Origin of the sequence: Saccharopolyspora sp. NPDC050642, assembly GCF_040654735.1 — a bacterium.
Taxonomy (GTDB): Bacteria; Actinomycetota; Actinomycetes; order Mycobacteriales; family Pseudonocardiaceae; genus Saccharopolyspora; species Saccharopolyspora elongata.
The window spans coordinates 34,592-58,774 of sequence record NZ_JBFAIN010000004.1; the positions used below are offsets into that span (position 1 = coordinate 34,592).

The following is a 24,183-nucleotide window of genomic DNA, read 5'->3' on the forward strand; positions in this document are numbered from 1 at the left end:
TTGCGGGCCGGCGCACCGATTTCCGGCACGCGGCCCGGCAATCCTCGATCACGCCCGCCGACAGCCGAGAAGGATCGTCACGGACGGTTCGAACGGTGCGCCACGACGGCCCGTTCGACGTCCTCCGCCAGCAGGTAGTGGTTCAGCGCGATGGCGGCGCTCGTGCCCGCCCCGGCGGCGTTGAGCAGTTGAGCCGGGTTGTCGATGACGTTGCCCGCCGCCCACACTCCCGGCACGCTCGTGCGCCCGGAGGGATCGACGGAGACCCAGCCGTTCTCCCCCAGCTCGCAGCCCAAGCCCTTCAGCAACCCGTCCTGCGGCACGAACCGGGGACCGACGAACACCACCGCCCGCGGCACGACCTCGCCATCGGCCAGCTCCACGCCCCACACGCCGTTGTCGTCGGCGAGAACACCCACCACGTCGGCCTCCACGACCCGCACACCACGGGCGGCCAGCCGCTCCCGCTCCTCGTCCGCCAGGACGATCCGGTTCGGGAAGAACACCACGTCGGACGACCACTGCCGCACCAATTGCGCCTGGTGCAAGGTGAACGGCCGGTTCTCACCGCCGACGACTCCCAGCGGCAGATCCCGCACCTCGAAGCCGTGGCAGTACGGACAATGCAGCACGTCGTGGCCCCACCGCTCGCGAAGCCCCGGGATGTCGGGCAATTCGTCCCGCAGGCCGGTGGCCATCAGGACCGACCGGGTCGTCAGTTCCCGACCGTCGGAGGTGCGCACCACGAATCCGCGCTCCGCACCGCGTTCGACGCCCTGCACCCGGTCGCCGATGACGTCTCCCCCGTAGCGCGCCACCTCTTCCCGGCCGACCGAGTACAGCTCCGCCGGGGGCATGCCGTCCCGCGACAGGAACCCGTGCAGGTGATCGGCCGGTGCATTGCGGGGCTCACCGCCATCGACGACGGCCACCCGCCGACGGGACCGCGCGAGCACCATCCCGCCGGTCAAACCGGCCGCGCCGCCCCCGATCACCACAACGTCGTAGTCCATCGCGTCCATCGAACCCACCTCCGCAGCCGCGCCTGCGCCGTCGCCCGGCCAGGCCGGCAGCTCCATCTCTTCGATTCCGGAATTCCGCGTCGTGGCAGGGCTTGGAGATCTCGTCTCCGCCGCATCGCGCGCGAGCGCCTTCCGCCCCTGTTCTCCAGGCCGGACAAGGACGTTCCGCACGACCGGTGGTGACGATGATTCCGCTGGTCAGTTCCGCGAACGGCGCGCGTCGCTCTCCCCAGCACTTTCCAGGCCATGTCGCCGCAACCCCACACCGACACGGTTGAGCACCGTTGACCACAGCAGTCGGATTCGGCCGGGGCCCGGACTAGCGGGCTCGAGAATCCCCAGGTGCACTTTCCGGCCTATCCCGCCCTCACCGGCGGTTCGCACCCTAACAAACCGCGATCACGCTCCGCGTTCGCCCCACCACCGAACGTCTCATGGTCGGCGCCGCGCCGGAAACCTACACTCCGAAGGATCGAAGCGAACCGCGCGGGCGGTGCCGATTTGAGGTGTCCGATGCGAAATCCGGGAAAGATCTGGCTCGTCGGCGTGCTGGCGTCGACCGCGGTCTCCTGCTCGCAACCCGCGCCGGTCGACGAGCGGTCCGCCATCGACTTCCACCGATGGCGTTCCGCGGCGGACTTCCAGTCCGGCAACGCCGAAGGCATCCGCGACGACGGGGCGGGCATCCGCATCGATCACCCGATCGGCAGCGTCGGGCATCCCGCCGCCGAAGGCGGCACGACGCGCGAGTACGAGTACGCGCGGTGGACGTCCCCGCCGCACCGCATCGGCTTCGCCGCGACCCAACTGGTCGCGTCCTGGAACGCGACCACCCCGCCCGGGACCTGGCTGCAGGTGGAGATGCGGGGCCGGACCGGCACGGGCGCGCAAACCGGCTGGTACGTGCTGGGTCAGTGGGCGTCCGGCGATGCCGACATCCACCGCACGAGCGTCGACGGCCAGTCCGACCCCGACGGCACCGTCAACGTCGACACCTTCACCGCCAGCCCTGGGACGACGCTGTCCGAGTACCAGCTCCGCGCCACGCTCTACCGCGCCACCGGCACTCCGGCCTCGCCGGTGTTGTCGATGGTCGGCGCGATGGCCTCGAAGATCCCGGACCGGTTCGGGGTGCCCACCTCCGGCCCCGGCGGCGCCTGGGGCGTCGAACTCCCGGTGCCGCGCTATTCCCAGAACATCCACAGTGGACACTATCCGCAGTACGGCGGCGGCGGCGAGGCGTGGTGCAGCCCCACGTCGACGGAGATGGTCATCGAGTACTGGGGAAAGCGACCGTCCGCGCAGGAGCTGGCCTGGGTCGATCCGCAGCACCCCGATCCCGCCGTCGAGCACGCCGCGCGCCAGACGTACGACTACGCCTACGACGGCACCGGGAACTGGCCGTTCAACACCGCGTACGCGGCCACCTACGGGCTGGAGGCGCACATCACCCGGCTGCCCTCGCTGGCCGACGCGGAACGGTACATCCGCAACGGCATCCCCGTGATCACGTCGCAATCCTTCCGCGCCGACGAGCTCGACGGTGCCGGCTACGACACCGACGGCCACATCATGGTCATCGTCGGGTTCACCGCCGACGGGGACGTCATCGCCAACGATCCCGCCTCCTCCGACAATTCGGCGGTCCGCACGATCTACCCACGCGCCCAGTTCGAGAACGTCTGGCAACGCACGAAACGCCGCGACGCCGCGGGCAAGGTCGCCGACGCCCCCGGCGGCATCGCCTACATCATCGCCCCGCCCGGCCACGCCTCCGCGGGATGACGCGCCGGCACCGCGCCCGGTCAGCAGTCAGTGACCTTCGACGAGGGTCGCGCCGATGAAATTGGCCGTCAGCACCACGAAGATGTAGGCCGGCACGTCATACCGCGTTGCGCGAGCCCGCGCGTGGTGGCCGAACCTGCTCGGCGGCGGCCGATCCGGCACGTGCAGGCTCAGGAAGATCCGGAGCTTCACCAGTCGCCTTCGCGCGCGTACGGACGGCTCCACAACGCGACCTGCAGCGTCACTGCCTTGAACCAGGCCTGGTACATGCGTTCGACGTCTTCTTCGCCGTGCCCCTTCGCGCTCAAGAACGGCCGGATCGTTGCCGTGATCGGGTAGATGAAGGCGATGATGTAGTGAAGCGGCACCCGGTCGACCGCATCGACGTGGTCGGTCTGGTCCTTCTTCGCCCGGGTGTGGCGCAGCGCGATCTCTTGCTGGTAGTCGAGCCAGACGTCGTTGTACGGGCGCCTGCAGGTGTCGAGGATCCATTGCTCGAACCGCGCGCGGACCCGCTCCAGGTACTCCGAGTCCGGCGCGCCGCCGGGAGGCCCGAAGTAGGCGACCAGGTGCGGATGCGCGGCGACGTAGTCGTACCAGGTGGCCACGACGTCGCCGACCTGGTCGGCGAGGACGTCACCGGCCATGCGCAGCGCCTCGTCGTCGGAGTCGGTCCACAGCAGCGCCTCCTTCAGCGCGTCCAGCTCGGCGATCGTGACCGGCGAGTGCTCGACCTGCGGCTCGCCGTACGTGTAGCCGGGAATGCGGTGTGCGGTGCCCATCGGATGCTCCCTCCTCGACAACCCATCGCCCTTCGGAGTACCCGGATCCCAGCGCCTCATGTCCGCACCGCAGCCGGAGACCTGCGCGGCACCGGATCGGCACACTTCGTCCTCCACAGTGGACAATGTCGCCGGCCGGGAGCCGCACGCATGGGCGAAGATCATCCACTACCCCGCACCCGCCCGGAGAGCACTGCTCGCGGTCATCCTCGAGTTGGACGAAGGCCTCCTCCACGAGGAGGACCATCCCAGCACCGGGCGGAGGATGCCAGAGGTCGGGACGGGCTGCGATCTTCGAAATGCGTCACGCGAACGATGCCTGACGAATCGAAGGAGCAGTGATGCCCAACCTCCGCCCCGAAACTCCTCCGGTGAACGGGTACCTGCGCACCACTCGGGGCGCCGGCCCTGTCCCCGTTTCCCCAGTGCCCCGCTGGGCGCGGATCGCCGCGCACGCAGTGCCCTTCGTGATCCTGCCCTCGGGACTGTGGCGCATGGGAGTGATGCTGGCCATCCCCGGTTTCGGCACAGCCGAGGCCCGCGACCACGGCGTCGGGCTCGATCTGTATCTGCTCCTGCTCTTCGCGGTCTCCGAGGCGCTCGGGCTGCTCACCCTGGGATTGGTCCAGTCATGGGGCGAGTCGGTGCCGCGCTGGATACCGCTGCTGGGCGGACGCCGCATCCCCCCTCACGCCGCGGTGGTACCGGCCGCACTGGGCGCGCTCGCCTGCACGGGGGTCGTGTATTACTTCTTCCTCTCCATCCTGTTCGCAGGATTTCCCCCCGGACACACGACCGCTGAAGAGGTCATCTTGACGGTCTGCTACCTGCCACTGCTCGCCTGGGGGCCGCTTCTGGGATCGGTTGCGTACGCCTACTACCGCCGACGCACGAGCGGACAAGGACAGGACGCGCCCACCCCCTCTCCCTGAGCCCATCCAGCTACCTCGGGCGCAACAGCGCCACGCCGTCGACCAGGTGCAGCTTCGCCGACCCGGGAATCTGCGTCGTGGCCCCCACGAACCACCGCCTTTGATCACTCGCAGTGAGCGCGAGAATCTCGCATCTGATGCAGCTGGGCCATATCCCCGCAGCTCATTCGCCGAAAGAGGCGCCGCAGCGCGGAGACGAGACGAGGTGGTCGCAGCGCGACCAGGTGTGCCTTCGAAAGCCGTCTTCGCGGGTTGGACGGTAGGGGTTGGAGCGGACCGTCCTCATCGGTCCAACTCGGGTCGGATTCGCATCCGATGGAATTCGCCCCAAGCGGAGCAAGAAAGGCCAGGCCGGCGCGGCGAAGTCGACCGGCGGCCACGGCACGGTGAAGCCGAAGCGTTTCGGGCGCAAGGCCGCTCGTCTCGTCGACCTCGGAGCCGTCGAATTCGCCGCTCACGTCGGTGCAAGACTGAGGTGAGCCGACTGTGGAACACCCGCAATGCCGTTTCGGTCAGCGCGGCCCGCACCGTGGCTGCCGCACTGGTGTGCGGCAGCCACGGTGCCGAGGCCGGCCGAGGTCCGTGGCGGCCGGGAACGCTCAAGCCGCCTGTTCCCGGATCCGGCCGCGGTCAGCCGATGGGGGTTGAAGTGCAGGCGTTGCCTTTCTTGCCGCCATATTTGGTAAAGGAGCCGTTGGCGTTCTTCCCCCAGAAGGTCACGCAGAGCAGCGAGCCGCGAGGGAAACTCGCGTTGACCTGGAAGGTGTGGTCCTGTTCCCGGTTGGTGGGACCGGTCACCTTGTAAGTGCCCGGTCCGAAGATCTCGAAGAATCCGATCTCTGCTGTCACATTCGTGTTCCGCCAAGCCACGATCTGCTTGACGCTGTTGCCGGTGCCGTAGGTGGTGTTGCACAGCGTTTGCCCCATGGCGCAGGCGCCTTCCTGCGCAGTGGCTCCGCTCGTGCTCGCCGCGGCCGGCGCGGCCAGCACCAACGCAGTGGCGGCGGCGACAGCGACTCCGCCTCGCGCTGCCCGTCCGGTGAATCTCATGAGCAATCCCCTTCACATACTGCCGGTGTCCGGCCCTTCCGGACCCGCCATTCACCCACGCCCGGCGCGGCGACACCGTTGGCCACCAACATGAACATCACCCAATGGGGTACACGACCTGCGCCACCAAAACGCCTGGTGGAACACCGCGGGGGAGGCGGGGGAGATCGTCTCCGGACCTTTTCCGCGCTTTGCGAACCGTGCTGATCCTCGATCTTGCGCTCCCGGGGCGGTCGGCAACACCGTGCGCGGCCGCCGCCCAGCCTTCTGAAGGCGAGATCCCTGACCGAGCCGAAGGCGCGAAAGGCGGCCATGAACGCACCGACGCCGGCCATCCCCGAACGCATCCGAGCGGACGTACGGTGGAGCGCTTCCCGAGGGGCGAGGCCGTGCACTACCGCGAACGCGCGCTGGAACGCGGTGTGCCGGACTCGGCGATCGCGGTGGAGCCGCGAGCGACGAACACGGCCGAGAACATCGAGTACACGCGAGAACTCCTGGCGGCCAAGGGAATCCGGTGCGAGTCGCTGCTGCTGGTGTCGCGCCCGTCCCAACAGCGACGAGCGTTCGCGACGGCCAGGAAGATCTGGCCGGAGGTGGAGATCATGTGCAGCTCGCAGCGCCTGCCCCTGGACGAGTACGTGCGGTCGATCGGCGACGTGCACTCCTCGACCGGCAGTTCGAGTCCGCCCGACTTTCGAGGTGCAGGCGGACGTGTTGGACTGGATTCGGCGGGTGACGCGGCAACTCCGGTGGGGTGAGGAGGCGCTTTCCGTCATGGCCTCGACATTCCTCTTCGTCGCCGGGGCGGTGTTGCTGATCTGCAGCGCCGAGAAGCTCATCGGCTACCTCGCCGGCGCCGCCTCCCGGCTCAGCATCTCGGTGTTCTTCCTCGCCGTCGTCTTCACCGGCATCGAGTTCGACGACATCGTGCTCGGCGTCGCGCTGAACCTCGAAGACCTCGAGGACGTTTCGCTCGGGCTCGTGCTCGGGACCGCGATCTCGTTCACCGGAATCGTGCTCGCGCTCGCCGCGATCATCACTCCCGCCGCGGTGCGCGTCCCGCGCGACTACCTCGCCATCTTCGCGGCTGCGCCGCTGGTGCTGGCCGCGTTCGCGCTGACAGCGCCGCTCACCGCCGTCCAGGGAGTGCTGCTGCTCGGGCTCTTCGCGCTGTTCCTCGGCTACATCCTCGTGCAGGAATTCCGGCGGGAAACACCGACGTTCCGCAACACCGAGGTGTGCGGCGAAACGGCGGAAGGAAACGCCCGGCCGGGCGGGGAATCCTTCTCCGCCGAAATCCCGTTCGCCGCGGCCCGCAAACGGCCCGGCTGGGCCAATCTCGGGCTGGCGGTGCTCGCTCTCGCCGGCCTCGTCGTCGGCGCCGCGGCGATGAGCACCGGTACCAAGGACATCCTCCAGGACTACGGGATCGCGGGCACCGTGTTCGGCGCGACCATCGTCACCGTCGTGCTGACCATCGAGGACGTCTTCCTCACCGTGGAGCCGATCCGCAAGGGCGTGCCGGCGATCGGGATCGGGAACGTCATCGGGAGCCTCGTCTTCTCGGTCACGGCGAAGCTCGGCGTCATCGTGCTCTCGGGCGGCACCATCACGGTCGGCCCGGACGTGGTCCGGTGGCACCTGCCGGTGCTCGTCGCCATGACCGTCCTCGCCGCGTACTTCCTGCACACCGGCCGGTTGAAGCGATGGCACGGTTTCGCGCTGCTCGGTTGCTACGTCGCCTACTGGGCCGTCAGCTTCGCCGTGTTCGGTGGCGTTCCGGTCGAGTCGTGACGGTCAGTCCGGGTAGGCGTGGTCGATGGCGTCGAGGATGCTCCAGAGCACGTCGCACTTGAACGAAAGGGCCGCCACGGCGCGCGCCTGCTCGTCGGCCGACCGGCAGCGTTCGACCACCACCCGCAGGGCGTGTTCGGCGTCGCGCGGGGCCTGGGTCAGGCGGTCGCGGAAGTAGCCGAGGCCGTCGCGGTCGATCCAGGGGTAGCAGCGCTCGAACGCGGCGAGGCGCTCGGACATCAGATCGGGCGCGAAGAGCTCGGTCAGCGAGGACGCCACCGCCTCGGTCCACGGCCGCGTGCGGGCGAAGGTGACGTACGCATCGACGGCGAACCGCACCCCGGGGACGAGGTGGCGCTCGGATCGCACCTCCTCACGGCTCAGCCCCACCGCCTCGGCCAGGCGCAGCCACGCCTCGATGCCGCCTTCCCCGCCCACCGTGCCGTCGTGGTCGAGGATGCGCCGGACCCAGCGGCGCCGGACCTCGCGGTCAGGGCAGTTGGCGAGGATGGCGGCGTCCTTGCGGGGGATGTTCTGCTGGTAGTAGTAGCGGTTCGCCACCCATCCCCGGATCTGCTGCCGCCCCAGCAGCCCCGCGTTCATCCTGATGTGGAACGGGTGCTGGTCGTGGTAGCGCTGCGCCTGGGCGCGCAGCGCGGCGGTGAAGTCGTCGGCGTCCGCGGTCACGGCGCTTCCGGCTAGTCCTGCGGTAGCGCGAAGGCGAAGAGTGCGTCGCCGTGCGGAGCTCCCAGCATCCCCGGCAGGAATCCCTCGACCCACGCGCCCCAGCCGACCGGCACCGCGACGTACTGCCTGCCGTCGACGCTGTAGGTCGTCGGGTTGCTGTGGTGGCCGCTGCCCGTCTGGAACTGCCACAGCAGCTCGCCGCTGCGCGCGTCGAACGCGTTGAACTCCCCGGTCGGTTCCCCGGCGAACACCAGGTCACCGGCGGTGGCCAGCACGGATCCGCACATCGGCACCTCGTTGCGCCAGCGCCACGCCTCCCGGCCGGTGGCCGGGTCGAAGGCCGACACCGAGCCCGCCATGTCACCGGAATCCACCGTGACGCTCGCGCCCCAGTAGGGGATGCTCTCCTTGAACTCCCTGCGCCGCCGCGTGACCATGGCTCCGACGTCCTGCACCGGCACGTAGAACAGCTCCGTCCGCGGGCTGTAGGCCGCGTGCGTCCATTCCTTGCCGCCGGCCGGTCCCGGCCAGAAGCGGACCTCCACCCCCTCCTCGTCCGGGTAGACCTTCGGGGTCACCTTGCCGTCGGGGTCGATCTCGCCCCAGGTGATCCGGTCCACGAACGGCGCCACCCGGACCAGTTCGCCGTTCGTGCGGTCGAGGACGAAGAAGTACCCGTTCTTGTCGAAGTGGGCCAGCAGCTTCCGGCCTTCCAGCTCGAAAAGGATGTGCTCCATCGTGCTGTCGTAGTCCCACAGGTCGTGCGGGTTGTACTGGTAGTGCCAGCGGATCTCGCCGTTGTCCGGGTTCACCGCGATGACGCTGTCGGTGTAGAGGTTGTCGCCCTCGCGGACGGCGCCGTCGAAGTCCGGCGCCGGGTTGCCGGTCCCCCAGTACATGAGGTTCAGCTCCGGGTCGTAGGTGCCGGTGACCCAGCAGTTCCCGCCGCCGCGCGTCCACGCCGGGCCGTCCGGCCAGGTCTCGGAGCCCGGCTCGCCCGGCTTCGGCACCGTGTAGGTCCGCCAGACGTGCCGCCCGGTCTCCAGGTCGAAGGCGTCGATGTGGCCGCGCACGCCGAACTCTCCGCCGGAGCTGCCGACGATGACCAGGTCCTTCACCACCAGCGGAGCGAGCGTCGCGCTCTCCCCCGCTCGCACGTCGCCGTAGATCGCGTCCCAGACGCACCTGCCGTTGGTGGCGTCGAGCGCGAGCAGGTGGGCGTTCGGGGTCACCAAGAAGACCTTCCCCTTCGCGACCGCGACCCCGCGGTTCACGTTGCCGCAGCACAGCGACGTGTCGTACGGGACCTCGTGCTTGTACCGCCACACCTCCCGCCCCGTCCGGGCGTCCAGCGCCCAGGCCCAGCCGTCCCAGCCGGAGACGAACATGACGCCGTCCACGACGATCGGAGCGGCCTCGAAGGAGTAGGTTGACGCACCCGCGTGCATCCCGGCCGAGCCGGACTGGAAGACCCAGGCCGGGACGAGGCGCCGGACGTTCTCCGTGTTGATCTGGTCCAGCGGGCTGTACCGCTGGCCGTCGTAGGCGCCGTAGTAGGTGAGCCAGTTCTGCGGCTCCGAGCGGGCCTCGAGAATGCGTTCGTACGTGACGTTCTGGACCACCGGCGGCGCAGTCCCGGCCAGGCCGCTCAGCGACGCCTGGCTCACGGCATGCCCTGCCTGCACGTATTCCGCCATCACCCGCTCCTTCCTGGATCGTGTTTCAAGAGTGGTTCGCGTGGCAGTGCGGGTAGCGGGCTCCTGCGGGGATTGCGGCCGTCTTCTCGCCGAGAACCCCGACGGGGTCGGCACAGCCTGAGAACCCGCGGCGGCGCAAGTCCAATCCCACACCGCAAGCGGCTACCGCCGCCTTCGAACAGAGCCCTAGGGTCGTGGCTGGGCCGGGCGGTCGAGGCGGGCGTGCTCCGGAACGTCGCCGAGGACGGCGATCACGCCGACCAGGCCGCGGCCCTCGTCGTTGCCGATGGGGGACGTGTACCAGTAGTAGCCCGGGCCATCGAGGTTGAGGCTCGCCGTGCCGCGCGACTGGATCGGCAACCAGATGAACTGCCGGTCGCCGTTGCTCGGCAGCAGCGCGCAGTGCGTGTTCTGGTCGTCGTTGACGAGCTCCAGTTCGAGGTCACCGCCGTGCGGCAGGACGAGGATCGACGGATCCCAGACCAGTTCGTCGATCGGGATCCGGACCCGCGCGTGCATGCGGCCGTCGGCGTCCTCCTCCGCGTGTCCGAGGCCGCCGTGGGCGACCAGCCGCCCCAGCGACGCCCCGTTCTGCTTGTCCAGCCCGAGCTCGCTCACCAGTGCCGACAGCTCCCCTGAGGCGGTCGCCATCGCATTCACCTCCTAGCCCCGAGGCAGCGCCCGTGCACCCGGTTCACGGTGGCGGACCCCCAGCGCAGGATCGACCGCCGTCGACAAGTTCCCGGAAGGCGCGAGGGCGCGCCGGACGAACGGGACGGCCGGGAAATGCCGCAGGGGCTTCGACACCGGTTGCCTCGCGCAACCGGCATGCGCAGGCCTCGCCTGGGCCACCCGACACCTCCCCGTCGCGTGGATCCCATTGCAGGTGCAGGATAGCTCTGCCGCAGCGGCTTTCGTAAGCCGATCCGAGGAGCGGAAACGCATTGCTGCGCAAGGGGAAACGATCAGACGCACGACCGTGACGGGTGCGGCTGACGAGGCGAACGCGGGTGCGACGGAGCATTTGCGATGTTCGTCGAGCGCGCAGATGATGAAAGCGCCGTTCCGCGGAGCTTCGACGAGCTGTGGGGACGATGACCGCGAAGGCCCGGAACCGGTGGCGTCGACCGCTGGACGACCTGGGCACCGACGGCGGGCGCCATCGTCCACAGTGCACTATCGCGCCGCCGCAAGGAGAACCACGATGACCACCACCGCGATCCCCGGCCTGGACCAGGCACCGACCACCCACCGGGCCCTCGTGGCGTGGGTGCGGGAAGTGGCCGAACTGACGACCCCGCAGCAGGCGGTGTGGTGCGACGGCAGCGACGAGGAGTGGCGCCGGCTGACCACCGAGCTCGTCGCGGCGGGCACCCTGGTGCGGCTGGCGGCGAAGCCGAACTCGTTCTGGGCCGCCTCCGACCCCGGCGACGTCGCGCGCGTGGAGGACCGCACCTTCATCTGCTCGCGGCGCGAGGAGGACGCCGGGCCCACCAACAACTGGATGGACCCTGCGGCGATGAAGTCGACCATGACGGAGCTCTACCGGGGCTGCATGCGCGGTCGCACCCTGTACGTGATCCCGTTCTGCATGGGCCCGCTGGACGCCGAGGCCCCCAAGCTGGGCGTGGAGATCACCGACTCCGCCTACGTGGTGCTGTCGATGCGCGTGATGACCCGGATGGGCACCGGGGCGCTGGAGAAGTTCATCGGCCGCGACGGCGGCGAACGCGAGTTCGTCAAGGCCCTGCACTCCGTCGGGGCTCCGCTGGACCCGGGCCGGGCCGACGTGCCGTGGCCCTGCAACCCGACGAAGTACATCAGCCACTTCCCCGAGGAGCGAGTGATCTGGAGCTTCGGCTCCGGCTACGGCGGGAACTCGCTGCTGGGCAAGAAGTGCTACTCGCTGCGCATCGCCTCGGCGATGGCCCGCGACGAGGGCTGGCTGGCCGAGCACATGCTCATCCTCAAGCTGACGTCGCCGCACGGCACCGTCCACTACATCGCCGCGGCGTTCCCCAGTGCGTGCGGCAAGACGAACCTGGCGATGCTGCAGCCCACCGTGCCCGGCTGGACGGCCGAAACGCTCGGCGACGACATCGCCTGGATGCGCTTCGGCGACGACGGCCGGCTCCGCGCGGTCAACCCCGAGTTCGGGTTCTTCGGCGTCGCCCCGGGCACCGGCTACCGCACCAATCCGGTGGCCATGCGGACCATCGAGCAGGGCAACACCATCTTCACCAACGTCGCGCTCACCGACGACGGCGACGTCTGGTGGGAGGGCATGACCGAGCAGCCCCCGGCGCACCTGACCGACTGGCGGCGCCGCGACTGGACGCCGGGCGGCGGCGAGCCGGCCGCCCACCCCAACTCCCGGTTCTGCACCCCCATCGAGCAGTGCCCGATCGTCGCCCCGGAGTGGAACGACCCCGAGGGTGTGCCGATCTCGGCGATCCTCTTCGGCGGCCGCCGGGCCACCACGATTCCGCTGGTCACCGAGTCGCGCGACTGGGCGCACGGGGTGTTCATGGGCGCCACCCTGTCCTCGGAGACCACGGCCGCCGCCACCGGCGAGGTCGGCGTCGTCCGCCGCGACCCGATGGCGATGCTGCCGTTCATGGGCTACCACGCCGGCGACTACCTCGGGCACTGGCTGACCACCGGCACACGGGCCGAACCGGCGAAGCTGCCCAAGATCTTCCACGTCAACTGGTTCCGCCGCGGCGCGGACCGCCGCTTCCTGTGGCCGGGGTTCCGGGAGAACTCGCGGGTCCTGGCGTGGATCGTCGGCCGCGTCGAGGGCACCGCGAACGCCGCGGAGACCCCGGTCGGCCTGGTCCCGGCGTCGACCGACCTCGACCTGACCGGGCTCTCCACCGACCCGGCCGACGTGGAGGCGGCGCTCGCGGTCGACGAGGCGGAGTGGCGGGCCGAACTCCCGCTGATCGAAGAGTGGTTCGCCACCATCGGCGAGAAGCTCCCCCGCACCCTCCGGGAGCAGCTGGACGTGCTCCGCGAACGCCTGGCCGGGGGCTGACACGCCAACAGTCCACTAAGGACACTTATGCGCCTCCGCGCCGCCGGTGCGGGGATCCCCGATCGCAACGAGTCGGATACGGGTCTTCGGCGTACTTGACAGCCCGGGTGCGGGATTGCAGGCTTTCGATCCAAAGTTGGTTGAGTGGCTCGGCCAATGGAGGCTCGCCATGTCGAACGGCACCGATTCCCATCGGACGCACCGCCGCCGCGCCGTCATCGCCAGCACGGTCGGCACGACGATCGAGTGGTACGACTTCTTCCTCTACGGAACCGTCGCCGCCCTGGTGTTCCCCAAGATCTTCTTCCCGGGCAGCTCCCCCAGCGCCGGCGTGCTCGAATCGTTCAGCACCTTGTTCGTGGGCTTCGCCGCGCGCCCGGTCGGCGCCGCGATCTTCGGGCACTACGGCGACCGGATCGGCCGCAAGGCCACCCTGGTCACCACGCTGCTGCTCATGGGCATCGCCACGGTGCTCATCGGCGTGCTTCCCGGGTACGCCACGCTCGGCTTCGCCGCGCCCGTGCTGCTGGTGGTGCTGCGCATCGGGCAGGGCATCGGCGTCGGCGGCGAGTGGGGCGGTTCGGTGCTGATGGCCATGGAGTGGGGCTCCGAGTCCCGCCGCGGCCTGATGGCGAGCCTGCCGCACCTCGGCGTGCCGCTCGGCCTGCTGCTGTCCACCGCCGCGGTGGGGGTGGCCAGCGCGGCGAGCGGCGACGCATTCGAGACCTGGGGCTGGCGGGTACCGTTCCTGCTCAGCGTCGTCCTGATCGCGATCGGCCTGTGGGTGCGGATGCGGGTGCTGGAGAGCCCCGACTTCGCCGAGGTGAAGCGGCAGCAGGCGGTCGAACGGCAGCCGGTGTGGGCCGCGATCCGCAAGCACCCGAGGGAGATCCTCACCTCCGCGTTCGTGCGGCTGGCCGAGCAGGCGCCGTTCTACCTGTTCATCACGTTCGTGCTGACCTACGGCACGAAGCACCTGGAGATGCCGCGCGGCGAGCTGCTCAACGCCACGCTGGTCGCCGCCGCGGTCGGCCTGATCAGCGTTCCGCTGTTCGGCCACCTGTCGGACCGCTTCGGCCGCCGGCTCATCTACGGCATCGGCATCGTGTGCACCGGCCTGTACGCCTTCCCGTACTTCGCGCTGCTGGACACCCGGTCCTCCGGCCTGGTGTTGCTGGCCATCGTCGTGTCGCTGATCGTGCACGACGTCATGTACGGCCCGCAGGCGGCGCTGATCGCGGAGAGCTTCGGCACCAACATCCGCTACAGCGGCGCCGGTCTCGGCTACCAGCTCGCCTCGGTCATCGCGGGCGGCCCCGCACCGCTGATCGCCGCGGCGCTCCTGCAGTCCACCGGCTCCAGCACCGGGATCAGCTGGTACATCGTGCTCTGCTCGGTCATCTCGCTGATCGCGCTACTGCTGATGCCCCGCAGGTCGGCGCCTCCCGCCGCGTCCGCGCAGGTCGACCCGCAACGCATGGAGGCATGACCCGGCAACAGCCCCACGGCGAACCGGCCAACGGGTGTCCATACAGGACCGCCGCGCTTGAACCGATGCTGTCCTCGACGTCCTGAGGTCCCGGTCCGGATTCCAGCAACCGGTGAGCCCCGTTCCGCCGCGAAGTCGCCTTGGGTCACGACGATTTCGCGCGAAATCGTGAAGCCAGCACCTTGCGGCGACCGGATTCAGTCCGATGTAGACGTCGAATCACTTGATCTCGATGCGGCGCGAGGTGCTGGTCTTGCTCTTGGGCACCTTCACCGAGAGCACGCCGTCCATGAGGTTGGCCTCGATCTCGTCCGCGTCGACCTCGCCGGGCAGGCTGCCGCGGAACGAGAAGCTCCCGGTGCGCCGCGTCTTGCGCCGCAGCACACCGGTGCGCTCCTTCTCCTTCAGTTCGCCCGTGATCCACAACTCCTGGCCGCGGACCTCGACCGTGATGTCGTCCCGCGCCACGCCGGGCAGGTCCACCTCGAACAGGTAGGCGTTCTCGGTCTCCTCCACGTCGACCATCGGCTGCCACGCGACGCCGGTCCGCGTCATGGCCCACCCGGGGTCGAAGAGCTGCCCCATGCGGTCCCAGAGCTCCTCCAGCTCGCGGAACGGCTCCTGCCACGCATCCGGTGCCCCACCCCACTCCCGGCGTTCGCCGCGCCGGGCGGGCATCCGCTCAGCCATGCCGATCCCTCCCCACAACACGTGCGTTCCGACCTCGGCCTACCCGCCGGCGCGGCGGCACCAAACCGCCCGCGGACGGCTGTCAGCGCTCGATCGCCGTGGTCTCCTCGGCTTCGGCATCGGTGCTGGCGTCGGTGTCGGGCTGCGGAGTGCGTGCGCGCTTGTGCGGCAGGGCGACGTTGCTGACCCCGGAGAACCGCTCGTGCAGGCCGTGGTGTTTGGGGTGGCGCCACAAGGCGATGAAGAACACGACGGGCAGCAGGCAGACCAGCCCGAACATCGCGGCGGCCACCAGCAGTTCCACCACGTGATCCCCGCTGATCAGGTCCAGCGCCAACGACGGCACCTCGGACAGGCGGTCCAGGCCGGCCCCCATCACGCGGAGCAGCGCCGCGACGGTGACCAGCACCGCCATGCCCATGACCACCGGGATCGGCAGCAGCGGGATGGCCAGCACCACTGCCCGCAGCACCAGTCGCCACAGCTCGGGCCGCTTCCCGTCCGGGCCGACCATCTCGAGCAGCAGCAGCTTCTTGCCCGGCGTGCCGCCCAGCCACCAGGGCAGCAGCACGAACCAGAGCGCCACGGCCAGCACCATGCCGAGCAGCCAGCTGGACGAGTCGAAGACCACCACGCAGAGCAGGGTCGTGAACAGCATGACGAACGGCAGCGCGCACAGGTCGATCAGCAGCGCCAGGAACCGCCTGCCCAGCGGCACCGGACGCCGTGCCAGTGCCGCGTCGTCCAGGTTGTCCAGGGTCGGCAGCCAGCGGGTCAGCGGCCCCGCGATGGCCCAGCCGATCATGGCCCCGCCGGTGTTGGCGATGAGATCGTCCACATCGAACAGCCGGTACGGGCACTCGTAGACGCCCCACAGGCCGGAAAGCTGGGTGAACTCGAAGAACAGCGAGGCGCCGAGCCCGATCGCCGAGGCGGCGACGAAGTTCAGCCGGAAGTGGAAGCGCAGGTAGACGGCCAGCGGGAGCAGCAGGAGCAGGTTCAGCAGGGTCTCCAGCACCGCCGGGTTGTGGATCACCAGCGCGCTCAGGGTGACCTGCCCCTCCGCCTCCTTCCAGATGTCGGCGAAGGTGTTGCCGGGCACCAGCTGCGGATGCGCGACCCTGGGGTACTTCGCGCACACGTCGACCGACGGGCCGGGCAGCGGCACGACGGTCATGAAGAACGCGGTGAGCGAGTAGAACAGGAAGCTGTAGAAGGACAACGATCGCCAACTGGTCATGACGCCGTGCCTGCGGTAGGTCACCACCGCCGCGGGCACGAACAACACCAGGGCGAGCAGTGGGAAGACGATCACCGCAGTTTTGATCGGCAGCAGATAAGCGCTGGGCACGACGCACATCATTTCCGGAAGCCGAATGACGGGTCAAATCGTGATATTCGGCCCGGAAGTATCGGTGACCGAGGTCACCGGCGCGTCAGACCGCGGCCAGTTGCCGGACCACCGCCTCGCCGACGGCTTTGGCGCTGCCGGGGTTCTGGCCGGTGATCAGCCGGCCGTCCTCGACGACGTAGGCCTCGAACGGTTCGTCCGCGGTGCGGTAATCGGCGCCGAGCTTCGCGAGTTCTTCCTGGAGGTTGTACGGCACGGCGTCGGCGCGGTTCGCCAATTCCTCTTCCGGCCACGAGAAGCCGGTGACGCGCTTGCCCTTGATCAGCGGTTCGCCGCTGGAGAGCTGGACGTTGAGCAGGCCCGTCGCGCCGTGGCAGACGGTGGAGACCACCTTGCCCGCCTCGTAGAACCGGGCCATCAGGCCCTCCAGGTCGGCGCTCTGCGGGAAGTCGAACATGACGCCGTGCCCGCCGGTCAGGTAGATCGCGTCGTAGTCGTCGAGATCGACCTCGGAAATCCGCTTCGTGTCCTCCAGGAGATCCATGAACTCCCGGTCCCGGTAGTGCCGCTCGGTGCCGAGTTCGGACAGGACTTCGTGCGACAGGCTTTCCGGATCCAGCGGAACCATCCCGCCCGCCGGACTGGCGATGTCCATCTCGAAACCGGCCCGTTCGGCGACGTCCCAGAAATGCGTCAGCTCCCCGAGCCACAAACCGGTCCGCATCCCGACCTTCCGATACTCCGGAACATTCGTGACGACGATGAGAATCCTGTTCTTCCTGGCCATTTCCGAATCATCCCCCGAATTTCCGGCGCGTCCCGGCGAAAACCGATCACCGGCAGTCGAACGAAGACGAGAACCAGGCTAGCCCCGGAAAAGCCCGTTCGCGAACCGCGATCCCCGTCGCGATATCCCGTGATCGATTCACGCAACCGCCCCTGCTATCGGAGGGGTCAGGGGAGCAGGAACGCGCCCGGCAGCGCGGAGCCGCTCTGCACCGTGTCGAGGATGAACATCGTGTCGTACCGGCGGATGTTGTCGTCGCTCTTGAACAGGTCGTTGCTCAGGTCCCTGAGGTCTCGGATCGATGCGGCCGTGAGCAGCACGGCGTAGTCCCATCGGCCCGAGAGGGCGTAGCACTGCTGGACCTCCGGCTGCGCCCGGAGCCGGTCCGCGATGCGCCGGTGGTGATCGAGGGATTCCTCGACCAGGGTCAGCATGACGAGTGCCTGCGCCAAGGACGGGGCGTGCTCGATGTTGACGACGGCGACGGTGCGCAGCAGCCCGGCGGACTTGTAGCTCGTGATGCGGCGCTGGACCGCGCTGGGCGACAGGCCGACCTGGTCCCCGAGCTCGCGGAGGGTTTGGTCCGCGTCGTGCTGCAGCAGGTCCAGCAGTCGCGTGTCGATTTCGTCCAGCGGTCTCTTCCGGGGGCCCATGCGCAAAAATATTGCGCGGGAGCGCAAACAAAGCAAGCGCATGCCGGATTCGGTTGCGTAGCGTCCACGCCGTGATCCAGTCCAACGATCGACGACGAACCGCCGCGGCCACCGATCTCGCGCTGGGCAACATCGCGCAGGCGAGAGCCGTCATTCCCCCATGCTTCCTCGACACCCCGCAGTACGAGGACGAACTGCTCAACGCGGCCTTGGGACGACGCGTCACCGTCAAGGTGGAGACGGCGAATCCCATCCGCAGCTTCAAGGGACGAGGCGTCGGCTTCGCCCTCACCGGCGTGCCCGCCGGCGCCACCGTCGTCTGTGCTTCATCGGGCAACTTCGGCCAGGCGGTGGCCTACGTCGGCCGCTCTCGTGGCTTGCACGTCGTGGTCTACACGTCCACTGCCATCAATCCGGTCAAGCGTGAACGCATGACAGCCTTCGGCGCGCGGGTGGTCGAAGTCGGCGGCGGCATGGAGGGGGCGAGACGCGCCGCGGCATCCTCGGCCGCGGAGCCGGACGCTCACCTGATCGTCGACGGCGTTCTGCCGGCGATCGCCGAAGGCGCGGGCACGATCGCCGAGGAGTTGGCGCGCGAAGGCGAGTTCGACGCGGTTGTCGCGCCCATCGGCGATGGCAGCCTGATCAGCGGACTCGCGCTCTGGATGCGCGAGCATGCGCCCCGCACTCGCATCATCGGCGTCAACCCGGCCGACGCACCCGCGATGCGACGCAGCGTCCAGGCCGGCCGGCCGATCGCCGTCGCACCGGCGAGCGACTTCGCCGAAGGCATCACGATCCCCCAGCCCCACCCCGAGTCGCTCGCTCGCGTGCGAGCCCTCGTCGACGACATCGTCCTGGTCGACGAGCGTGCACTCCGCGACGCGATGGGCCTTGTCGCGCGGCATCTCTCCGTGATCGCGGAGCCGGCCGGAGCGGCCGGGATCGCGGCGATAGCCGGTGGTCAGGTCCCGCACGGCAGAGTCGCAACGCTCATCACCGGAGCCAATCCCCAACCCGCGGTCGTGGCAGCCCTGCACGACCACCTGAACCTGGAGCGTCCATGACCAGCCCCATCGGCATCATCGGCACGGGAGCCATCGCGAAGGACATCGTGGACGGGCTGAGCGCCACGACCGAGGAGAGCCCGGCGATCCACCTCTCCCCGCGCAACGCCCGGACGGCGAACGCCTTGGCACGTCGCCACCCCAACGTTCGCGTGTGCGCGGACAACCAGTCGGTCATCGATGCGGCGCCGCTGATCCTCCTCACCGTCCGCCCCGATGATGTGGGCGAGGCCCTCGCCGGACTCCACGTACCCGATGATCGAGTTCTCATCAGCGCCGTCGCGGGATGGTCCATCGAGGCGCTGAGGGCGCAGCTCGACGCCGACGTGACGATAGTCCGCTCGATCCCGCTACCGGCCGTGCGGCAACAACGAGGCATCACCGCCCTGCATCCGGCACATCCGGTCGTGGAAGAGCTTTTCAACCGCCTCGGCGGCACCCTCGTGACCCAGGACCCCGCCGTCTTCGACGTGCTTTCCGCCGCAACGGCGTCGATCTCCAGCTACCTGCACTACCTGGACACCATCGCCGGCTGGATCACGCGGCATGGCATGGATTCCCGCGCGGCGGAGGGCTACGTGCGCAGCATGTTCTCGGGCGTCAACGCGGCCCTCGCCGATGAACGCACGGACCTGCCCGAGCTCGGTCGAGCACACGAAACTCCCGGAGGCAACAACGAGGCCCTACGCGAGAGGTGGTTCAACCCGCAGAACCGGGCCGCGCTCGAGCAGGCGCTCGAACACATCCGCCAACGCGTTGCCACCGCACGAGCGGACTAGCCCGGTGGCACGCGCGACCGCCCCTTGAGGGCCGTCAACTAGGCGTCGGTGCTTCGGGCGATGTCGGCCTCGATCAGCTCCGCGATCTGGTCGGGCGTGTAGCCCAGGGAGACGAGGATCCGGCGGGTGTCCGCACCTTTCTCGCGCGGCGCGGTGCGGACCTCGCCGGGCGTTCGGCCGAGTTTGATCGGGATTCCGGTGCCCCGGTAGCCGTCCCGCTCCACCACCATGTTCCGGTGCAGCACCTGCGGATCGGTCAGCGCTTCGCCCACGTCGTGCACCGGCGTCGCCGGCACGCCGCGGTCCAGCAGCTTGCGGGCCAGGTCGTGGCGGCGGTGGGCGGCGATCCGCTCGATGATCAGCGGGCGCAGCTCCGCGACGTTGCGGACCCGGTCGGCGTTCGTCGCGAACCGCGCTTCGTCGGCGATGTCCGGGATGCCGAGCAGCTTCGCGAAGTGGCGGAACTGGCGGTCGTTGCCGACCCCGATGAAGATCTGGCCGTCCTCGGCCTCGAAGGTGTCGTACGGGGCGATGGAGGGGTGCGCCGATCCGGTGCGCTGCGGGAGCTTCCCGGAGACCAGCCAACCCGGGGAATGCGGGTGCAGCAACGAAATCGCCGTGTCGAGCAGCGTGCAGTCCACCAGCTGGCCGCGCCCGGTGGCGTGCCGGTCGTGGAGCGCGAGCAGCACGCCGGAGAACGCGTAGATCCCGGTCACCATGTCCACAATGGGCACTCCGACGCGCAGCGGCGGCCCGGACGGCTCGCCGTTGATGCTCATCAGCCCGCCGTAGGCCTGCAGGATCGCGTCGTAGCCGGGCATGCCGCCCATCGGCCCGTCGACGCCGAAACCGGTGATGCGGCAGTGGATCAGGCGGGGGTAGCGCTCCGCGATCGCCTCGTCGGAGAAGCCCCACTTGGACAGCGTGCCCGCCTTGAAGTTCTCCACCACGACGTCCGCGTCCCGCAGCAGCTCGTCGAGCACCCGCTGCCCGCCCGGCGAGGCGAAGTCCAGGCAGATGTTGTTCTTGTTGCGGTTGATCCCCGTGTGGTAGGCGCTCATGGTCTCGCTGACGAACGGCGGCCCCCAGGTGCGCGTGTCGTCGCCCGCGGGCGGCTCGACCTTGATCACCTCGGCGCCGTGGTCGGCCAGCATCTGGGTGCACAGCGGACCGGCGAGGATGCGCGACAGGTCGAGGACGCGAACGCCGCGGAGGCTGCCGTTCGGTGCGGTCATGGGCGAAGATCCCCGTTTCGATCAGTGGTTGCGGAACGTCCTGCGCACAAGGCGGCCCAAGCACGTTCTCAGTGAGCGTTTTTCATCCTGGTCGGCCCGCAGCCGCGGGTCGCAAAGCTGCACGTCGATGGGGTGCCGCATGCGCATAACCCACCTACGACACTCGCACCGCCGCGGGTTCTCAGAGGCTTCCTGGCGAGGACGGCCCCCCTCCGCCGTGTATTGGACATACATCAGGAGGGGCACCCACAGACCAGGGAGCCTCTGAGGTTCCGCCACCCACACCGCCACCCAAACTGAGATTGGAAAAACCTCAGTAGGACTTGGGCAGGCCGAGGACGTGGTTGGACACGTAGTTCAGGACCATTTCCTGGCTGACCGGGGCGAGGCGGAGGATGCGCGACTCCCGGAAGTACCGCTCCACGTGGTACTCGCGGGCGTAGCCCATGCCGCCGTGGGTCTGGATCGCCTGGTCGGCCGCCTGGAAGCCGGCGTCGGCGCACAGCCACTTGGCCATGTTCGCCTCGCGCCCGCAGGACAGGCCCTGGTCGTACCGCCACGCCGCGTTGCGGGCCATCAGCTCGGCCGCGTCGAGCCGGGTCGCCGCCTCGGCGAGCGGGAACGCGATGCCCTGGTTCTGGCCGATGGGCCGGTCGAAGACGACGCGTTCCTTCGCGTAGCGCACCGCCCGGTCGAGCGCGGCCCGGCCGATGCCCAGCGCCTCGTGGGCCAGCAGGATCCGCTCCGGGTTGAGGCCGTCGAGCAGGTACTTGAAGCCCTGGCCCTCGGCGCCGACGCGGGCGCTCTCGGGCACGAACAGGTCGTCGATGACGACCTCGTAGGAGGAGACCGCGTTGCGGCCCAGCTTGGGGATCGGGCTCAGGTGCACGTGCTCGGGGTCGATGTCGATGAGGAACAGCGACATCCCGTCGGTCGCGCGTTCGACCTCCTCGCGCCGGGTGGTGCGGGCGATCAGCACCATCTTCTGCGAGTCGCCCGCCTTGGTGATCCACACCTTGCGGCCGTTGATGACGTAGCCGCCGGGCACCGGCTTGGCGAACGTGGAGATCCGGGTCGTGTCGGTGCCCGCGTCGGGCTCGGTGACGCCGAAGCAGACGTGCAGCGAACCGTCGGCCGCCGCCGGGAGGACCTCCTTGCGCAGTTCCTCGCTGCCGTGCTTGACGATGGTGTTGAGGCCGAAGATCGTCAGGTGCATGGTGCTGCAGCCGTTCATCCCGGCGCCCGAGGCGGCCACCTCTTCCAGCAGCAGCGCCGCTTCGAGGATGCCGAGCCCGCCGCCGCCGTACTCCTCGGGGATGGCGATGCCCAGCCAGCCGCCCTCGGCGAAGGCGTTGTAGAAGTCCCACGGGAACTCGTTGTTCACGTCGCGCTCGGCCCAGTACTCGTCGGGGAAGCTGCGCGCCAGTTCGCGCGCGCCCGCCCGCAGGGACTGCTGGTCCGGGGTCAGTTCGAAGTGCATGGCGCTTTCCTTTCCGGCGTGCCTGGTGCCCGTACCAGCGGCGACACGTCGACCGACCCGGGCCGCGGATCGGCCACGCGATCGATCTGTTCCTAAATACGAACAACGAATCCAGCTATCGGGACACGATGATCGACCGGCACCCGGTCTGTCAACCGTCGGATCGCAGCCCTGAGGCGCACGAAGATCGACGAAAACCAGCACAAATCAGGAGTCGGCCGACTACCCGCGGCGAACCGCTTGACAGTGACCCGGTTCACTTCCTAGATTCGCCGCAGTTCCTATATCCGAACAATCGCACATCGCGATCGACCACGCATCGACGACCACCCGTCAAGAGGGACCCAAGCAATGACGCTGCACAATGGCGCGACGGCTCGCCCCGAGCCGTCCTCCCGCAAGGCCGTCGGACCCGCCGTAGTGATCGGATCCGCCCTCGAGTGGTTCGACTTCTACCTCTACGCCTCGATGGCCGCCCTGGTGTTCGGGCGCCTGTTCTTCCCGGCGAGCAACCCCACCACCGCCACCCTGGCGGCGATGGCGACCTTCGCGGTCGGCTTCCTCGCCCGCCCGTTCGGCGGCATCGTCTTCGGGATCCTCGGCGACAAGTACGGGCGCAAGATCGTGCTGTCGGCGACGTTCCTGCTGATGGGCATCTCCTCCGGGCTGATCGGCCTGCTGCCGACCTACTCCTCGGCGGGCATCGTCGCGCCGATCCTGCTGGTGGTCCTGCGCCTGCTGCAGGGCCTCGGCGCGGGCGCCGAGCTGGGCAGCGCGATCGCGGTGGCCTACGAGCACGCCGACGAGAAGTCGCGCGGCAGGCTGGGCTCGTGGCCGGCGCTGGGCGTCAACATCGGGTTGTTCGTCTCGTCGCTCACCGTGACGGTGCTGACGAGCTTCGGCAACGAGTTCCTCTACGACTGGGGCTGGCGCATCCCGTTCATCGCCAGCTTCCTGCTCGTCGCGCTCGGCTTCTGGGTGCGCCGCCAGATGCCCGAGACGCCGGAGTTCGAGAAGATCGCGCGCGACACCTCGGCCCGCAAGAAGGCCAAGCCGCTGCGCTCGCTGATCAAGTCGGACTGGCGCGGCCTGGCCGTGGTCATGGCGATCACCATCGGCTACAACGGCGTCAGCTACATCTTCAAGACGTTCTCGCTGTCCTACCTCAGCGAATTCCGCGACGTCGCGGCCAACGTCGGCGCGTTCGGCATCTCGCTGGCCAGCGCGTGCGCGATCCTCACCGTGCCCATCGCGGGCCGGATCTGCGACTCGGTGGGCGCCAAGAAGGTGATCATCACCGGCGCGATCGCCACGGCGGCGCTGGCGTTCCCGTTCTTCTGGCTGCTCGACTCGGGCCAGAGCCTCTACATCTGGATCGCGCTGATCCTCGCCACCGGCGTGGTGGTGCCCGCGATGCTGGCCGCGCAGGGCGCGTTCCTCTCCCAGCAGTTCCCCACCAAGGTGCGGGTGTCCGGCCTCGGCACCGGCCGGGAGGTCGGCGGGGCCTTCTCCGGCGGCCTCGCCCCGCTCGCAGCGCTGGCGCTGGTGACGGCGTCGCCCACGCACGCCACCTGGGGAGTCTCGCTGCTGTTCGTCGCCGGGGCGCTGTTCATCGGCGTGGGCGCGCTGTTCGACCAGACGAAGAGGGCCGAGGCGGCCGAACCCGCGCCCGCCGAGGAAGCCGTCCGATCCTGACACCCTGGGACTGCGGACCCGATCCGCAGTCCCAGGCCCCATCCGCCGCCCGGCACCTCGCCGGGCGGCGTTTTCGCGCGAAAACGCCACCTCCGAGCACCCGGGATGGCCGGAAAGATTATTTCTGATCACGCATTTTTGCGTGGTCCGCAAAATTCCAGTAGCGTG

The 24,183-nt window shown here is 69.1% G+C and carries 21 protein-coding genes and 1 pseudogene; 9 read left to right on the top strand and 13 right to left on the bottom strand.

Annotated features, from left to right (window positions below; all coding sequences use genetic code 11):
• Window positions 1-77: 77 nt before the first annotated feature.
• Window positions 78-1,022: an NAD(P)/FAD-dependent oxidoreductase gene (locus AB0H93_RS08685; RefSeq protein ID WP_358570519.1), complete on the bottom strand. Its 945-nt coding sequence runs from the start codon at window positions 1,020-1,022 to the stop codon at window positions 78-80.
• Window positions 1,023-1,535: 513 nt separating this feature from the next.
• On the opposite strand from AB0H93_RS08685, the gene AB0H93_RS08690 reads away from it, so the two are divergent.
• On the top strand, window positions 1,536-2,807 hold the full coding sequence (locus AB0H93_RS08690; RefSeq protein WP_358569615.1) for a C39 family peptidase: 1,272 nt from the start codon (window positions 1,536-1,538) through the stop codon (window positions 2,805-2,807).
• Window positions 2,808-2,834: 27 nt separating this feature from the next.
• Here the strand turns inward: AB0H93_RS08690 and AB0H93_RS08695 are convergent, their stop codons facing one another.
• Window positions 2,835-2,999 (bottom strand): hypothetical protein, encoded by a 165-nt coding sequence (locus tag AB0H93_RS08695; protein WP_358569618.1) that lies wholly within the window; start codon window positions 2,997-2,999, stop codon window positions 2,835-2,837.
• Window positions 2,996-3,589, bottom strand: a complete 594-nt coding sequence (locus AB0H93_RS08700) for a protoglobin domain-containing protein (RefSeq protein ID WP_358569621.1) — start codon at window positions 3,587-3,589, stop codon at window positions 2,996-2,998. Before AB0H93_RS08700 ends, AB0H93_RS08695 begins: the two co-directional genes overlap by 4 nt.
• 467 nt (window positions 3,590-4,056) lie before the next feature.
• Between AB0H93_RS08700 and AB0H93_RS08705 the strand changes: the two genes are divergently transcribed.
• Window positions 4,057-4,521 carry a hypothetical protein gene (locus AB0H93_RS08705; protein WP_358569624.1) on the top strand — a complete coding sequence of 155 codons (465 nt, stop codon included), beginning with the start codon at window positions 4,057-4,059 and terminating at the stop codon, window positions 4,519-4,521.
• A gap of 630 nt (window positions 4,522-5,151) precedes the next feature.
• Here the strand turns inward: AB0H93_RS08705 and AB0H93_RS08710 are convergent.
• The gene (locus AB0H93_RS08710; protein WP_358569627.1) at window positions 5,152-5,571 is read right to left on the bottom strand and encodes a hypothetical protein; all 420 of its coding nucleotides are present in this window, start codon (window positions 5,569-5,571) and stop codon (window positions 5,152-5,154) included.
• A 359-nt stretch (window positions 5,572-5,930) separates the two neighbouring features.
• Here AB0H93_RS08710 and AB0H93_RS08715 point away from each other — a divergent pair.
• Window positions 5,931-6,230: pseudogene (locus AB0H93_RS08715) on the top strand (YdcF family protein); the annotation flags it as partial.
• A 118-nt stretch (window positions 6,231-6,348) separates the two neighbouring features.
• Entirely contained in the window at window positions 6,349-7,368 is a 1,020-nt protein-coding gene (locus tag AB0H93_RS08720) for a sodium:proton exchanger (protein ID WP_358569630.1), read from the top strand.
• 3 nt (window positions 7,369-7,371) lie between these two features.
• Here the strand turns inward: AB0H93_RS08720 and pqqC are convergent, their stop codons facing one another.
• The 3 genes from pqqC to AB0H93_RS08735 all read right to left on the bottom strand — a co-directional run bounded on the left by pqqC (window position 7,372) and on the right by AB0H93_RS08735 (window position 10,403).
• Complete coding sequence (pqqC, locus tag AB0H93_RS08725; protein WP_358569632.1) at window positions 7,372-8,055, bottom strand: pyrroloquinoline-quinone synthase PqqC; 684 nt, start codon at window positions 8,053-8,055, stop codon at window positions 7,372-7,374.
• An 11-nt stretch (window positions 8,056-8,066) separates the two neighbouring features.
• Complete coding sequence (locus AB0H93_RS08730) at window positions 8,067-9,752, bottom strand: PQQ-dependent dehydrogenase, methanol/ethanol family (RefSeq protein ID WP_358569635.1); 1,686 nt, start codon at window positions 9,750-9,752, stop codon at window positions 8,067-8,069.
• Between the two features lie 186 nt (window positions 9,753-9,938).
• Complete coding sequence (locus AB0H93_RS08735) at window positions 9,939-10,403, bottom strand: MSMEG_3727 family PQQ-associated protein (RefSeq protein WP_358569638.1); 465 nt, start codon at window positions 10,401-10,403, stop codon at window positions 9,939-9,941.
• 553 nt (window positions 10,404-10,956) lie between these two features.
• Here AB0H93_RS08735 and AB0H93_RS08740 point away from each other — a divergent pair.
• Both AB0H93_RS08740 and AB0H93_RS08745 read left to right on the top strand, forming a co-directional pair.
• Entirely contained in the window at window positions 10,957-12,789 is a 1,833-nt protein-coding gene (locus AB0H93_RS08740) for a phosphoenolpyruvate carboxykinase (GTP) (RefSeq protein ID WP_358569641.1), read from the top strand.
• Window positions 12,790-12,958: 169 nt separating this feature from the next.
• Window positions 12,959-14,278 (top strand): MFS transporter, encoded by a 1,320-nt coding sequence (locus AB0H93_RS08745; protein ID WP_358569644.1) that lies wholly within the window; start codon window positions 12,959-12,961, stop codon window positions 14,276-14,278.
• Window positions 14,279-14,497: 219 nt separating this feature from the next.
• On the opposite strand, the gene AB0H93_RS08750 is transcribed toward AB0H93_RS08745, so the two are convergent.
• The 4 genes from AB0H93_RS08750 to AB0H93_RS08765 form a co-directional block, all read right to left on the bottom strand.
• Complete coding sequence (locus AB0H93_RS08750) at window positions 14,498-14,968, bottom strand: Hsp20/alpha crystallin family protein (protein WP_358569646.1); 471 nt, start codon at window positions 14,966-14,968, stop codon at window positions 14,498-14,500.
• 82 nt (window positions 14,969-15,050) lie between these two features.
• Window positions 15,051-16,319, bottom strand: a complete 1,269-nt coding sequence (locus AB0H93_RS08755; RefSeq protein WP_358569649.1) for a VanZ family protein — start codon at window positions 16,317-16,319, stop codon at window positions 15,051-15,053.
• Window positions 16,320-16,404: 85 nt separating this feature from the next.
• Window positions 16,405-17,106, bottom strand: a complete 702-nt coding sequence (locus tag AB0H93_RS08760; protein WP_358569652.1) for a type 1 glutamine amidotransferase domain-containing protein — start codon at window positions 17,104-17,106, stop codon at window positions 16,405-16,407.
• A gap of 167 nt (window positions 17,107-17,273) precedes the next feature.
• Window positions 17,274-17,759 (bottom strand): Lrp/AsnC family transcriptional regulator, encoded by a 486-nt coding sequence (locus tag AB0H93_RS08765; protein ID WP_358569655.1) that lies wholly within the window; start codon window positions 17,757-17,759, stop codon window positions 17,274-17,276.
• Window positions 17,760-17,770: 11 nt separating this feature from the next.
• Between AB0H93_RS08765 and AB0H93_RS08770 the strand changes: the two genes are divergently transcribed.
• Complete coding sequence (locus AB0H93_RS08770) at window positions 17,771-18,826, top strand: pyridoxal-phosphate dependent enzyme (RefSeq protein ID WP_358569658.1); 1,056 nt, start codon at window positions 17,771-17,773, stop codon at window positions 18,824-18,826.
• On the top strand, window positions 18,823-19,605 hold the full coding sequence (locus AB0H93_RS08775; RefSeq protein WP_358569661.1) for an NAD(P)-binding domain-containing protein: 783 nt from the start codon (window positions 18,823-18,825) through the stop codon (window positions 19,603-19,605). Before AB0H93_RS08770 ends, AB0H93_RS08775 begins: the two co-directional genes overlap by 4 nt.
• Window positions 19,606-19,643: 38 nt before the next feature.
• Here AB0H93_RS08775 and AB0H93_RS08780 read toward each other — a convergent pair whose 3' ends face one another.
• Window positions 19,644-20,840 (bottom strand): CaiB/BaiF CoA-transferase family protein, encoded by a 1,197-nt coding sequence (locus AB0H93_RS08780; protein ID WP_358569664.1) that lies wholly within the window; start codon window positions 20,838-20,840, stop codon window positions 19,644-19,646.
• 313 nt (window positions 20,841-21,153) lie between these two features.
• Window positions 21,154-22,320 (bottom strand): acyl-CoA dehydrogenase family protein, encoded by a 1,167-nt coding sequence (locus tag AB0H93_RS08785; protein ID WP_358569666.1) that lies wholly within the window; start codon window positions 22,318-22,320, stop codon window positions 21,154-21,156.
• A gap of 351 nt (window positions 22,321-22,671) precedes the next feature.
• Between AB0H93_RS08785 and AB0H93_RS08790 the strand changes: the two genes are divergently transcribed.
• The gene (locus AB0H93_RS08790) at window positions 22,672-24,015 is read left to right on the top strand and encodes an MFS transporter (protein ID WP_358569669.1); all 1,344 of its coding nucleotides are present in this window, start codon (window positions 22,672-22,674) and stop codon (window positions 24,013-24,015) included.
• Window positions 24,016-24,183: the final 168 nt, after the last annotated feature.

Bases quoted from the DNA above. Each gene is read 5' to 3' on its own strand.
- AB0H93_RS08685 (WP_358570519.1), bottom strand. From the start codon at position 1,022: ATGGACGCGATGGACTACGACGTTGTGGTGATCGGGGGCGGCGCGGCC.
- AB0H93_RS08690 (WP_358569615.1), top strand. From the start codon at position 1,536: ATGCGAAATCCGGGAAAGATCTGGCTCGTCGGCGTGCTGGCGTCGACC.
- AB0H93_RS08700 (WP_358569621.1), bottom strand. From the start codon at position 3,589: ATGGGCACCGCACACCGCATTCCCGGCTACACGTACGGCGAGCCGCAG.
- AB0H93_RS08710 (WP_358569627.1), bottom strand. From the start codon at position 5,571: ATGAGATTCACCGGACGGGCAGCGCGAGGCGGAGTCGCTGTCGCCGCC.
- AB0H93_RS08720 (WP_358569630.1), top strand. From the start codon at position 6,349: ATGGCCTCGACATTCCTCTTCGTCGCCGGGGCGGTGTTGCTGATCTGC.
- AB0H93_RS08730 (WP_358569635.1), bottom strand. From the start codon at position 9,752: ATGGCGGAATACGTGCAGGCAGGGCATGCCGTGAGCCAGGCGTCGCTG.
- AB0H93_RS08735 (WP_358569638.1), bottom strand. From the start codon at position 10,403: ATGGCGACCGCCTCAGGGGAGCTGTCGGCACTGGTGAGCGAGCTCGGG.
- AB0H93_RS08740 (WP_358569641.1), top strand. From the start codon at position 10,957: ATGACCACCACCGCGATCCCCGGCCTGGACCAGGCACCGACCACCCAC.
- AB0H93_RS08745 (WP_358569644.1), top strand. From the start codon at position 12,959: ATGTCGAACGGCACCGATTCCCATCGGACGCACCGCCGCCGCGCCGTC.
- AB0H93_RS08750 (WP_358569646.1), bottom strand. From the start codon at position 14,968: ATGGCTGAGCGGATGCCCGCCCGGCGCGGCGAACGCCGGGAGTGGGGT.
- AB0H93_RS08760 (WP_358569652.1), bottom strand. From the start codon at position 17,106: ATGGCCAGGAAGAACAGGATTCTCATCGTCGTCACGAATGTTCCGGAG.
- AB0H93_RS08765 (WP_358569655.1), bottom strand. From the start codon at position 17,759: ATGGGCCCCCGGAAGAGACCGCTGGACGAAATCGACACGCGACTGCTG.
- AB0H93_RS08775 (WP_358569661.1), top strand. From the start codon at position 18,823: ATGACCAGCCCCATCGGCATCATCGGCACGGGAGCCATCGCGAAGGAC.
- AB0H93_RS08780 (WP_358569664.1), bottom strand. From the start codon at position 20,840: ATGACCGCACCGAACGGCAGCCTCCGCGGCGTTCGCGTCCTCGACCTG.
- AB0H93_RS08785 (WP_358569666.1), bottom strand. From the start codon at position 22,320: ATGCACTTCGAACTGACCCCGGACCAGCAGTCCCTGCGGGCGGGCGCG.
- AB0H93_RS08790 (WP_358569669.1), top strand. From the start codon at position 22,672: ATGACGCTGCACAATGGCGCGACGGCTCGCCCCGAGCCGTCCTCCCGC.